Consider the following 12439-nt stretch of genomic DNA (forward strand, 5'->3'; position numbering starts at 1 on the left):
GGGCCGGTATCGCCGTCGCCGACGCGTTTGTGATCCTGGGCGGAGATCGTGGTCAGCAGGCTCTTGCCGTCGGTGAAGGCAAAGACGGAGGCCTCCTCGCCCTGCAGGAAGCTTTCAATAACGATTTTGGCGCCGGCTTCGCCAAACTGGCGTTTTTGCATCAGGTCGCGGATGACGCGCTCGGCGTCTTCGGCGGAGTGCGAGATCGCAACGCCCTTTCCCGCGGCCAGGCCGTCGGCCTTGATGACGATCGGCATCCCGGCACCGCGGACGAACTTGATCGCTTCGCGCATATCCTCGAAGATCATGAAGCTGGCGGTTGGGATATGGTATTTGCGCATAAACTGCTTGGCGTAGGCTTTGGAGTATTCAATTTCGGCGGCGGCCTTGGTGGGACCGAAGATCTTGAGTTTTTCCGCCTCGAAACGGTCGACGATGCCCATCGACAGGGGCAGTTCGGGACCGACGACGGTCAGGTCGACCTGCCGTTCGCGGGCAAAGCGGATGAGGTTGTCGATGTCTTCGGCCCGAATGTCGACCAACTCGGCATGTTTAAAGATGCCGGCGTTGCCGGGGGCACAGTAGACCTTTTCGACGAACTGACTTTTCGACAGCTTCCAGCAGATGGCGTGTTCGCGACCGCCGGAGCCAACCACGAGAATGCGCACTTACGATTGCCTCAACGTCAGAGAATTTGAAGTCGCAAAATTACGATGCCGGGCGGGGGAATGCAACGGCTTTTTCTGATCGGGAAATCGGGATGACGGCGTGAACTTTCGGCAGGAGTTTTTGTTGACAAATATGGGGCAGGTGGTATACTAACTACTGAATGCTTTTGAGGCCCCGCATCAGGGCCAAATCCCGTATCGCGAAATACGACGGAATTTCAAAACGAGATCAAACTCACGTTTTCCAAGAGTGAACCTTTATGGACGCCAAAAACCTGATTTTATGCTGGTCCTGCAAGGCCGAAGTGCCGGTCAGCGGCCGGGTGTCGCGCAACGACACTTGTCCGAGCTGCGACCAGCCGCTGAAATGCTGCTACAACTGCAAGTTCTATGACCGCGACGCCCACCACCAGTGCCTGGAGTCACAGGCGGAGTGGGTGCGGTACAAAGAAAAGGCGAACTTCTGCGAGTGGTTCGTGCCGAGAGGCAAGCCGGAGCCGGTGACGGAGAAGCAACCGGAGGCGACGGAGGCGGAGGCCTTTTCGTTGTCGCGGCAGTCGAAAGCGCGCTTCACCGGCAACAAGAAAGACCGCGACAAAGCCGCCTGGGACTCGCTGTTTAAAGATTAGCATTACCGCCATCCGTTCCCTATCTTCTCGTCATGAGACGAATCATATTCTTTTTCGAAGACGAACAGGTTGAGAATTTTTACCCGCTGAGCCTGTCGCACACGCCGGCGGAGTTTCTGTGCGGCATCCTGTCGCTGGGCGACAAATGGACGGCGCGCCTCGATCACGACGAATTCCGGCTGATTGTGCGCGACTACCTGGCGCTTTACCTGGCCGAGAATCTGCAGCGCAAGGTCAACGACTTCGATCTGGGGGATTTCGACGAGGCGCTGTTTATCAATCCCGGCTTCGTGGCAACCGACGAATTGACCGAATTGATTACGGAGCAGGCGGAGGATCAGGTCTTGCGCGCCGGCGGCAAGCTGGTCTTATTGCGGAAGACCATCGATGGGCACGCGGCGGCGCAGATCCGGGAGCTGGGCAAAGATACTTCCCCGGCGGCCGTGCTGCGCGTCTTGAACACGTTGGCCGAGAAAATCACCCCTCACGAAGCAAAGGTGCGGCGGATTGACTATCTGTGGGATCTGGTGCACGCCAATTCCAAGGAGATCGAGTACGATTTCCAGCTATTGATTCCCGATCTGAATTTCAGCGACATCTATCAGAACGCGGAGATCGACGAAGACTGTCTGATCTATAACGAGGATGATGTTTATATCGGCCGCGACACGCGGATTGACGGACAGGTGGTGATCGATGCACGCTCGGGGCCGGTGTATATCGGTGAGAGCGTGATCATCTCGCCGCACACGCGGGTGGAAGGGCCGGCGTACATCGGCGATTTCTGCCAATTGGTCGGCGGCAAAGTACGCACCGGCTGCTCCTTCGGCCCGCATTGCCGGGTCGGCGGCGAAGTGGAAGAGTCGGTGTTTTTGGGCTACTCGAACAAGTACCACGAGGGCTTCATCGGCCACGCCTATGTCGGCGAGTGGGTGAATTTTGGCGCGTTGACGACGAACTCCGATTTGAAGAACAACTACGGTGAAATCAAGGTGGAACTGCCGCAAGGGTTGCTCAAGACCGGGCAGAACAAGGTCGGTAGTTTCGTCGGCGACCACACCAAGACCGGTATCGGGACGCTCTTGACGACGGGGATGGTGCTGGGCTATTCGGCGAATCTGTTCGGCGGTGGTCTGGCAGGCGGGCGCTTTTTGCCGTCGTTCATGTGGGGCGGCAAAGACGGTTTTGTCGACTACGCCGTGGAGAAGGCGATCGAGACGGCACAGGTGGTGAAGTCGCGGCGTGGTCGCGAGTTCACGACGGCCGACGGCGCATTATTCCGCAAGATTTTCGCGATGACGGCGGCGCAGCGCGCCGGCTGGAAGGCGAAAGAATAAGTTGGAGCCGCGCGGCGATTTTGCGGGAATAATGGCGTTGACGCCGGCGCCAAATGCCGATAAGTTGCGATAAGGATCAGGGCGGGAGAGAGGTTACAGCGGATGCCGGAACTACGAAAAGACCCGATTGTTGGACGCTGGGTAATCATATCAACGGAACGGGGGAAACGACCGAGCGACTTCCCGCCGCAGGTGAAGGCGAAAGAGCCGAAGAGTTGTCCGTTCTGTCCCGGCAACGAGGCGATGACGCCGCCGGAAATCTTTGCCTTGCGCAACAACGGCGGGCCGCCGAATTCCCCGGGCTGGGAATTGCGGGTGATTTCCAACAAGTACCCGGCGTTGAAGATCGAAGGCGAACTGAACCGCGAGGGCGAGGGGATGTTCGACCGGATGAACGGGATCGGCGCACATGAGGTGGTGATCGAGACGCCGAACCACCAGCACGATTTGGTGGATTTGAGTCCGGAGCAGATCAAGCGCGTCTTCTTGGCTTACCAGCACCGGATGCTCGATCTGAAGAAAGATATTCGGTTCAAATATTTGATGTGTTTCAAAAACCAGGGGGAGGCTGCGGGGGCCTCGCTGGAGCACGCGCACTCGCAATTGATCGCGACGCCGGTGGTGCCGATCCGGGTGCAGTCGGAGTTGGAGGGGAGCGAGCGCTATTTCGGCTACAAGGAACGCTGCATCTTCTGCGACATCGTTCGGCAGGAGATGGGTTGGGGCAAGCGCGTGGTGTGCGAGACCGAGGAATTCGTGGCGATCGAGCCGTTTGCGCCGCGGTTTCCGTTCGAAACCTGGGTGTTGCCGAAGAAGCATGAGAGCCTGTACAGCGCGATTACCGATCCGTTGGCGGGGGATTTGGCGGGGATCGTCAAGACGGTGCTGACCAAGCTGAAACTGGCGCTGGCCGATCCGCCCTACAATTACGTGCTGCACACCGACGCCTTCACCAACGCCGGCAAAGAATACTACCACTGGCATTTGGAAATCATTCCGAAGCTGACCAAGATCGCCGGATTCGAGACCGGCACCGGGTTTTACATTAATCCGGTGGCGCCGGAGGATGCGGCACTCTATCTGCGCGAAATCCAGAGCGCGTAGCAACGGCCTCCATGGAGGGAGGGATTGACCATGGGAAAAATGAAGATCGCGTACGTGGCCTCCGAGGCGATGCCCTATTCCAAGACGGGCGGGCTGGCGGATGTGGCCGGCGCATTGCCGCAACAACTGGCGGCGTTGAAGCACGAGGTGGCGCTGATCACGCCGAAGTATCGCAGCGTCAATGTCGACCGGTTTGACCTTTTCCGCGTCGGACGCTTGAACGATCTGGCCGTGTGGCTGGGAGGCACGCAATACAAATTCAACGTGCTGCAGCGCGACGTGCCGAAGAGCAAGCTGACGACCTACTTCATCGAGTGCGACGAGTTATTCGACCGGGACGGGCTGTATGTCGATCCAAAGACGGGCAAGGACTATCCGGACAATCATCTGCGGTTTGCGTTCTTTGCGCGGGCAGCCCTGCTCCTGCTGGAGCGGCTGGAGTTTCAGCCGGATATCATCAACGCGAATGACTGGCAGGCGGCGATGGTTCCGGCGTACTTGCGGACGGCCGAGCGCGATCACCCGTTTTTCAATGCGACCCGCACGGTGCTGACGATTCACAATGTCGCCTTCCAGGGGATGTTTCCGGCCGCCAGCTTCGACGATCTGGGAATCAACAAGGCGTTCTTCTACCCCACGTCCCCGTTCGAGTTCTGGGGCCGGGTGAATTTCCTCAAGGCGGGGATCGTGTATGCGGATGCGGTCAACACCGTTAGCGAGACCTACGCCGAGGAGATTCAGAGCAGCAACGAGTTCGGTTACGGACTGGAAGGCGTATTGCACGACCGCCGGTCGGCGCTCTTCGGTGTCGTCAACGGCGTAGACTACGACATTTGGTCGCCGGAAACGGACGAGTACATCAAGGCGCGCTACAGCCACGAGAAGCTGGAATTGAAGGCGGTAAACAAGGCGGAGCTGTTGAAGATCTCCGGGTTAAGCACTGCGCGGGCGGAGAAGCCGCTGATCGGAGTGATCAGCCGGCTGGCGGACCAGAAGGGGTTTGATCTGATCGAAGCAGCCGCCGACGAGTTGTTCGCTCTGGATTTCACCTTTGTTCTGCTCGGCACGGGACAGGAGAAATACCACAAGTTGTTCCAGAAGCTGGAGAAGCAGCATCCGGAGCGGATGAAGATTAACCTGACATTTGACGAAGCGCTGGCACACCAGATCGAGGCGGGCGCGGACATGTTCCTGATGCCGTCGCACTACGAGCCCTGTGGGTTAAACCAACTCTATTCCCTGCGTTACGGAACGATTCCAATTGCGCGCAAGACGGGGGGGCTGGCAGACACGATCGTTGATTTTGATGCGGCCCGGGGCAAGGCGACGGGATTTTTGTTCGAGGAGTATACCGGCGCGGCGCTGTTGGCGGCGGTCGAGCGGGCGCTGGCGGCGTATAACAAGCAGCGCACCTGGCAGGCGTTAATGAAGCGGGCGATGAAGCAGGACTTCTCGTGGAAGAAGTCGGCGAAGCAATATCTCGCACTCTACGAGCACGCCCGACAGGCCTGAACCCGGCCACGGCCGCATTTGTGGATCGCGGTTAACGATTTTGCCGGCGGGAGCAGCGCGATGATCCCGCCGGTTTTCATTGAACGCCGCTTGCCGACGGACGTCCAAGACGTATATTTGGAGTTGCATGGCCAAGGCGAAAAGTAAACCCCCGGCGCAGCGACCGCAGGCCCGAAAAGCGACTTCGTACGCGATCGTGCTGTTCCTGGTCGCGGCGGCGGCGATTGCGATCTTCCAGTATTCGTGCTTCAAGTACGAGCTGACGCAGGACGACGCCTACATCTCGTTCCGCTATGCCGCGAATTTCCTCCACGGCGACGGGCTGGTGTTCAACGCCGGCGAGCGGGTCGAAGGCTACACCAATTTCCTGTGGGTGATGCTGATGGCCCTGGCCAAGCAGCTGTTGGGAATTGATTTCATCGTCACAACGCGATTGCTGGGGGTGGCGGCCGGATCGCTGCTGTTCTTGCTGTTTTTGTGGTTGATGAAGGACGAGTTCAAGGAGAATCCGGTACTGCTGTATGCGGCGACGGCAGCGATGATGCTGACCAATTTGTCATTGGCCTATTGGTCGATCGCGAGCCTGGAGACGGCGGCGTTTGCGTTCATGGCGCTAGCGGCGCTCGTCTGCGAGTACCGCAAACCGCAGTTGACGCCGGCGCTGCTGGTGCTGGCGAGCCTGTTGCGGCCGGAAGGCGCAATAGTTTTCGGGGTGTGTTTCCTGAATCGCTGGCTGGCCGGGCGAGCGCTGCCACTGCGATTTGCGCTCACCTACATCGCGCCGCTGCTGCCGTTTGCGGCTTTCAAGCTGGGCTACTACGGATCGCTCTTCCCGAATCCCTATTATGCCAAGAGCGGCGTCGGGTTGGAGTACATCGCGACGGGGCTGCAGTACTTCTGGGCGTTCACCAAGGATCTGGGCGGCTACGGCGTGCTGTTTCTCGTGCCGCTGCTGGCGGTGAAGCGGCTGTGGGGGCGCTTCTCGCTGCTGTACATCTATGTGTTGCTCTACTGCTTCTACATTATCTGGGTGGGCGGCGACGTGCTGTTTGTCTACCGGTTTTTCTTCCCGGTGGCGCCAGTGCTGTATTTCCTGTTCGCGGTCGCGCTGCTGGACTTCGCCGAGCGATTCATCAAGAACGCGCCGGTGGCCAAGGCGGCATTCGTCGCGGTGGTGGCGGCGTTTTCGATCGCGTCCTATTCCCTGTCGATCAACCACGTCAAGACGTATTGGTTCTATGAACAGAATATCGTGCGCAAGATGCACTTCCTCGGCACGATGCTGAAGAAGCATATGGGGAATGACTTCTCGGTGGCGGTGAGCACGATCGGGATGATCAGTTATCAACTGCTCGGTCATCGCGTGATCGATCTGCTGGGATTGACGGACTCCTACATTGCGCGGCATCCGGAGCAGATACCGGGGATGACGCCGACCTGGAAGGAGCGGCGGTTTAACAGCAGTTACCTGCTGAGTCAGCAGCCGGATTTCATCATCTTCTCGACCGGATATAAGCCGTCGGCGCCGGCGGAGCGGGCGTTGATGATGCATTCGGAATTCCGGCACAAATTCAGCCCGATGGGATTCGTGCGCGAAGGATCGTACAAGGTGTTCTGGATGCGGCACGGGGAGATCGACATGGCGGCCGATTCGGTGCATCACGATTACCAGTTCGTCGAGCGGATGGTGGACGGATTCTACCACACCAATCGCACCGGGCCGCAAACGGCGCTGCCGATGTTCAAGGAGGCAGAGCAGCGGCTGGGCGAGGTGTACCCGCTGCTGGATTACGCGATCGGCGACTGCTTCTACCGGTCGAATCAGAAAGACAGCGCGCGGGCGCGGTTTGACCGGGCGATCGCGATGGATGACTATGCCTGGGAGGCGCGAATCCATGCGCAGCATCTGGCGCTGGAGCGAGGCGATACCGCGAGCGTGTATGCCTACGGCAACTACATCATGAAGCGGTTTCCGTGGCTGAAAGATGATTCGTACCGGTCGCCGTTCCCGCCGTTGCAGGCGTTGCCGCCCGACCGGGATTGACGTTTTGAGCTGCAAAACCGGGGCGAAAGCGGCTGCTGAAAATTCTGTTGACACCCGGCGAATTGCCGATATATTGACCGCGCAGATGTTTGCAACGCGGGAATAGCTCAGTTGGTAGAGCTCCACCTTGCCAAGGTGGTTGTCGCGGGTTCGAGTCCCGTTTCCCGCTTTTTTCTTTTGTAGACGAGAAATTGATGAGGGGCGCCATAGCCAAGTGGTAAGGCAGCGGTCTGCAAAACCGCTATTCCCCGGTTCGAATCCGGGTGGCGCCTCCAAGATGATGAAGCCCGTGACGGAAGTCGCGGGTTTTTTGTTGTGGGGGCGCCAAGGAAGAGCACGCTCTCCCCTACCCCCGGTCGCAGGCGTTGTCTTCGCGAAGGGGGATGAACTCACCCTCACCCTCGACCCCTCTCCCAGAGGGAGAGGGGGGTTAACGTCATTCCCGCGATGGCGAGAATCCAGGTTGGTCGTTTTCAATATGCGCGGGAGAGCGTCAGGTCACCTCGCGCGGTTTGTGCTCGTGGTTTCTCCAAAACGGCGGCGCTTCGGGCAACGCGGCAGATCCGTGGTTCATTGGTGGACCAACGAGTGGTGAACCGAATCCCGGGCCCAGTAATCATGGTGGAAGTGGCGGACAGGGCGGGGGTGGTGGTGTAGGGCCAAGGCTTCAAGAGCGCCCCGACGCGGATAACAACATAGAGTCGTGGGAAGCGGAAGATTGGTACAGATATTCAGGCAGTTTGGAGGAAAAAGACCGTAACCTCTCTGTCCCCATCACCTCGATCGATCTCAGCAAGGTCACATTGGATGATTTTGGAACTGATGGTCGAGCTTTGATAAACTTATATCTATTTGGCGAACATTTCAGTAGCTTCGAGGACGCAGCTGTGTACGGGACGATCACGCTACAATTGGAGGAAAACGGAATGGCTCATGCCCTACCGGATACTTACAACTTCGACATGAAGCCTTGGAATAACGTAGGAAGTGTAATCAGAAATTTAGCCACTCTTGCAGCAGAATCGTACGTGACTCAAGGGTACATGGGATGGGCTGGCAGACCATACCAGATCTACATAACCGGTTCATTCTCGATACCAAGATGAATATGCCACGTTCCAAGGCATTGAAAATTGTTCGAGTCGCGGTTCTGGTTCTCCTTGCCATGATTGCCATAGATTGGTTCTTGGAGCATCATAGCATCACAAGAATGCGTAGCCACGCCCAGGAGAAATTCGAGGAGGTCGCAGTTGAATGGGAAATGAATCCGAGAGCATTTGCTGGGCCTGAACTAGACTTGTCAGATTCAGAGTCAGTGAGATTCACCTTCGAGTCGAAGAATTTTGAAATTGATTCAGTGCGAATTACGGTCAGGCTGTACCCGTCGAAGTTTCTGTTTCCTTACTTATCACCCGCGGGAGTTACTGGTTCCGATCCAGGACCGGCTTCTGAGAAGTACCGGTCAAGGGAGTGGATTTGGCCGTATGATAGTCTTCCGTCTGGCGTCAGTCCGTTTGACATTAAACGTGCAGAGTGACAGAGAGAGGTGTCAAAGTAGATTGATGGCATTTCAAGCTCATGTAGATCTTTGGGAGTGAGGTTGAAGTAGGCAGCCCGCCGGAGCACTAGCGGAGGGTGGGCACAGATTGACAGATTACGACGCTGGACAGAATCGTAGCATCTCTCCGGCGAGAGTCGGCAAGTGTTGTGAGTCGTCTGTCAGGAGATCGGCTCTACGGGCCTTGGGTCAGTGCGTCCAACTCGGGTTGGAAAACGTTGTTGGTGGGATTCCTTTGAACCGCTTCCCGCAACAGCTTGATCAATTCCTCGCGATTACCGCGCTCGCGGAAAATTCTGGCGACATTCGAGACCACGCGGGGATTGAGTTCGAACCCGGACCACTGGCCGATCAGAATCTGCTCCGCCTCCGCCAATCGCCCTAACCGCGCATAATTGACGGCGAGATTGTAGCGATTCAGCGCGTCCGTAGCATCGCCGGCCAGCCGCCTTTCCTGTGCCAGCACACCCTCCGGGCCATCCTCATAGGTTCCCTGAACCAGCTTGGCGTACGCGACGTTCAGGATTCCCTGCTCGTAGGACGGCGAATAATGCAGATCGCGGCGGATCCAGGTCTTCATCGCCTCATAGGCGGATGTCCTGTCACAGTTCAGTGCTAACCATGGCTGCGTGTGCAACGCTGCCAATGATCCGAGAATGGTAACTAAAGCGATGGTCCGCCGCAGACTGCCGGCAGCACAGCACGCCACGATCCTGACTACGCAGACCAACAACGGAAGCATCCCGATCGTCAGCAAGTCCCAATCCCTGATCGCTCCCAATTTCGGGTCAACCACGCTTGTGAAAACCAGCCCGGGCACAACGCCGAGCACATGAAACCACAACTCATCCTTTGGCAAGACCTTCGCGCCCAGGAGAATCAAGGCGAGCAGCGGACAACCGAGGAGTATCGCACTGACGACATCGGAGATGTGTTGAGAGCAGAACAGCGAGTAGGAATCTGTTGGAGTCGGAGTCAGAGCAACGAGAGCTTCCGACGCAACCGGCAGACTGCGGCCCAGGATGAGAACGAGTGCGGTTGCGGCGAGCGGCAAGAACAGCAGTAGTCGTTTCCATGTGGTCGATCGAAGCTTCGGAAGCGCCAGAAAGAGTGCCGCTGGTAAACACAACAGGGCTCCCAGATGCATGAGGCAGGCCGCCAATAACATCACAACGGCAAACCACGTCCGACGTTTCTCACGCCCAAAAGCAAGTGCGCCGGCCAAGCCAAACAAGAACATGGTCAAAACCAACAGCGGGTATCTCTCGACATAACCGAAGAACACCAGCACTACACCGGAAGTTGCGAGACCGGCAATCGTCAAGACGAAGGTCCCGGTCGATCTCAGGAGCCAGAACATCGCGACCACCAGTAAGATGCCACTGGCAATGGAGACTCCTTTGTAAGTCCAGATGGCTCTTTCGGCATCAGCCGAAAAACCCGGGAGCACGGAGTAGATCAGATTGTGCAACGAGACATTGACGGCACTGAAGTTCGAGTAATCGACGCCGGCAACAAGTCGATCCAGAATCGAGTAGGCATCGCCCAGAAGGAGATTCTGGTGCGAGCAAGTTATCGTCGCAGTTATCGCGGCGAGTATGACGGCGATCGAAATCAGAATCCCCCATCGGCTCCGCTTGCCTTCGTCAAGAGCTTCCAACGCCTGCAGAAAACGCAGCTGCGGCAAGAACAGCACCAGGGCCGACAGCAAAAGGAAGCCGACTGACCAGAGCCAGTTCGCAGTCGTTGCCGGGGGCACGAGCCCCCAAAGTGTGTCCGACAGCGCTATGTCGATGACACCGTAGACGATGGTCGTCGCGAGGATGCCCGCCCAGCACAGAATGAAAGTTCGACTACTGACCATACTCTTTTCTGAAATAGAAATATCGGACTTTACGTCGGCGGAGCAATTGATTTCTCAGTCAGAATCGCGGCAGGTCCCCGGGAAGTATGTTCGCAGATTTCGAGAGACGCCGGTGACGGGACCTGCCCTGTTGTTGTTCCGGGTCTGAGGAAGGCGTCAGGTCGCCTCGCGCTGGTGAGAGCAGTGGTGATTCCGAAGCCACGGCGCGCGAGAAGACCTGACGCAACCATGAAACAGAAGTAACCCACCGCAATCCCTCGTTCCTCGGGACGCTGCCTCCGGACCCACCGCAAGCGGTGGGGCACCGAGGGTGGAGTGATGGGGATTGCCTCGACAAATTTAGCCGACTGAAGTCGGCGCTACAGGGGAGTAGATAGGACGAATGAGGCCGACTGAAGTCGGCGCTGCAGGGGGATTGACGCATCAGCAGTTCTGCTGTTGCTACAATGCGGACATCGTAGTATATTTTGTGCGGTACCAGAGCTCTAAATCAACTCTGCATTGGCGGCGGTATGGCCGCCGGGTAGGTGGGTCATGAGTCAAAGGATTGCGAGGCAAATCGCAGCGGCAGTCGGGGCAGTACTCTTTGCCGCAGCATCACTGAGCGGGCAACCGTGCCCGATCGTCGGGTATGGCAGTGCATTGGGAACATTCGCGGCCGCTAACTCGACGGGAAACGGGACGGTCATCTACTTTGACGTGCGCGACTGCAAACCGCCGACAAGTTCGGGGTATCCCTACAGCCTACACTCTTTGAACTTCTCTCTGGTCGATGTGCCGGGCGCACAGTGGCCAGCGACGGTCGATGTCGTGGTCTACGACCGGCAGCCACACGGGCACGCCTGTTACGGGCCGGGAACGGAATTGTGCCGACAGACGGTGGTCTGCGAGCGCGCCGAATTCGAGTATCCGGCAATCGGGACGGTATACTTCTCCGGCGAGTGCTGCTTGAATGGGCCCGCATATGCGGGAGTGGAATTCACCGACCAGACTCCAGGAGTGCAACCGGCACTGGCGGTTGACGATCAGGCGGCGGCAATATGCGCGGCGTGGCAGTTTGATATCGCCGCGGGCGAGTGGAAGGAATGGACGCACTATTGGCCCGATCCGCTGCCGGGTCATCCGATGATCGGCGTAGAAGTGACACCAGTGGACACAGTGACATGCGACGGGACATGTTTCCAGACCGGTGATGTCGACGGGAGCGGATTTTTCAGCATCGCCGATGCGGTGAGTGCGATCAACTGCTGGTATTCAGGAGGCTATTGTTCGCAGTGGCATGCGCTCGATCTGAATGGGGATTGCATTGTCACGTTCGCCGAGGTTCAGCAGATCTTCTGCACTTTTCAGGTCTGTTTGCCGCCGTGGGAGCCATGGCAGCCTTACCATCAATGTACCTGCGCCGAGCCGTATCGTGAAAACGGGTGCGATTGCAGGCCGGGCGATGCGGACGGTTCGCAGGCAATCAACATCTCGGATGCGGTCTACTTGATCAACTATGTCTTCGCGGACGGACCGGCGCCGCAGCCGTACCCGCTGTGCTCGGGCGATCCGGATGGCAGTTGCCTGGTGTCGATTTCGGACGCAGTGTTTCTGCTCAGTTACATTTTCACCTTCACGGAGGCGCCGCCAAGCTGTCCGGAGTGGTCGGCGGGATGTGGGGCGCCGCGGTAAAGGGGCGGCAGTTGTAATTCAGAGGCGAAGGATCATCACCCTCACCCCC

The 12439-nt window shown here is 57.9% G+C and carries 8 protein-coding genes and 2 tRNA genes; 8 read left to right on the forward strand and 2 right to left on the reverse strand.

The window, feature by feature from the left end:
* Positions 1–668 (reverse strand): phosphoribosylamine--glycine ligase (purD, locus tag IT585_13525; GenBank protein ID MCC6964268.1); only part of this gene is annotated, 668 nt, incomplete at its 3' end.
* Between the two features lie 260 nt (positions 669–928).
* On the opposite strand from purD, the gene IT585_13530 reads away from it, so the two are divergent.
* The 7 genes from IT585_13530 to IT585_13560 all read left to right on the forward strand — a co-directional run bounded on the left by IT585_13530 (position 929) and on the right by IT585_13560 (position 7569).
* A complete protein-coding gene (locus IT585_13530) occupies positions 929–1297 on the forward strand; it encodes a hypothetical protein (protein MCC6964269.1) in 369 nt (122 codons plus the stop codon).
* 32 nt (positions 1298–1329) lie between these two features.
* Positions 1330–2634 carry a hypothetical protein gene (locus IT585_13535; GenBank protein ID MCC6964270.1) on the forward strand — a complete coding sequence of 435 codons (1305 nt, stop codon included), beginning with the start codon at positions 1330–1332 and terminating at the stop codon, positions 2632–2634.
* 102 nt (positions 2635–2736) lie between these two features.
* Entirely contained in the window at positions 2737–3738 is a 1002-nt protein-coding gene (galT, locus tag IT585_13540) for a galactose-1-phosphate uridylyltransferase (protein MCC6964271.1), read from the forward strand.
* Between the two features lie 30 nt (positions 3739–3768).
* Positions 3769–5250: a glycogen synthase GlgA gene (gene glgA, locus IT585_13545; GenBank protein MCC6964272.1), complete on the forward strand. Its 1482-nt coding sequence runs from the start codon at positions 3769–3771 to the stop codon at positions 5248–5250.
* A 127-nt stretch (positions 5251–5377) separates the two neighbouring features.
* Positions 5378–7294 carry a hypothetical protein gene (locus tag IT585_13550; GenBank protein MCC6964273.1) on the forward strand — a complete coding sequence of 639 codons (1917 nt, stop codon included), beginning with the start codon at positions 5378–5380 and terminating at the stop codon, positions 7292–7294.
* Between the two features lie 96 nt (positions 7295–7390).
* Positions 7391–7463, forward strand: a tRNA-Gly gene (locus IT585_13555).
* A gap of 31 nt (positions 7464–7494) precedes the next feature.
* Positions 7495–7569: transfer RNA gene (locus tag IT585_13560), tRNA-Cys, on the forward strand.
* 1458 nt (positions 7570–9027) lie between these two features.
* On the opposite strand, the gene IT585_13565 is transcribed toward IT585_13560, so the two are convergent.
* On the reverse strand, positions 9028–10716 hold the full coding sequence (locus tag IT585_13565) for a hypothetical protein (protein ID MCC6964274.1): 1689 nt from the start codon (positions 10714–10716) through the stop codon (positions 9028–9030).
* Positions 10717–11250: 534 nt separating this feature from the next.
* Here IT585_13565 and IT585_13570 point away from each other — a divergent pair.
* Positions 11251–12390 carry a hypothetical protein gene (locus tag IT585_13570; protein ID MCC6964275.1) on the forward strand — a complete coding sequence of 380 codons (1140 nt, stop codon included), beginning with the start codon at positions 11251–11253 and terminating at the stop codon, positions 12388–12390.
* Positions 12391–12439: the final 49 nt, after the last annotated feature.

It is taken from the genome of Candidatus Zixiibacteriota bacterium, from assembly GCA_020853795.1.
GTDB lineage: Bacteria > Zixibacteria > MSB-5A5 > CAIYYT01 > CAIYYT01 > JADJGC01.

Coding starts and splice junctions, on each gene's coding strand:
- IT585_13530 (MCC6964269.1), top strand. CDS start 929: ATGGACGCCAAAAACCTGATTTTATGCTGGTCCTGCAAGGCCGAAGTG.
- IT585_13535 (MCC6964270.1), top strand. CDS start 1,330: ATGAGACGAATCATATTCTTTTTCGAAGACGAACAGGTTGAGAATTTT.
- galT (MCC6964271.1), top strand. CDS start 2,737: ATGCCGGAACTACGAAAAGACCCGATTGTTGGACGCTGGGTAATCATA.
- glgA (MCC6964272.1), top strand. CDS start 3,769: ATGGGAAAAATGAAGATCGCGTACGTGGCCTCCGAGGCGATGCCCTAT.
- IT585_13550 (MCC6964273.1), top strand. CDS start 5,378: ATGGCCAAGGCGAAAAGTAAACCCCCGGCGCAGCGACCGCAGGCCCGA.
- IT585_13565 (MCC6964274.1), bottom strand. CDS start 10,716: ATGGTCAGTAGTCGAACTTTCATTCTGTGCTGGGCGGGCATCCTCGCG.
- IT585_13570 (MCC6964275.1), top strand. CDS start 11,251: ATGAGTCAAAGGATTGCGAGGCAAATCGCAGCGGCAGTCGGGGCAGTA.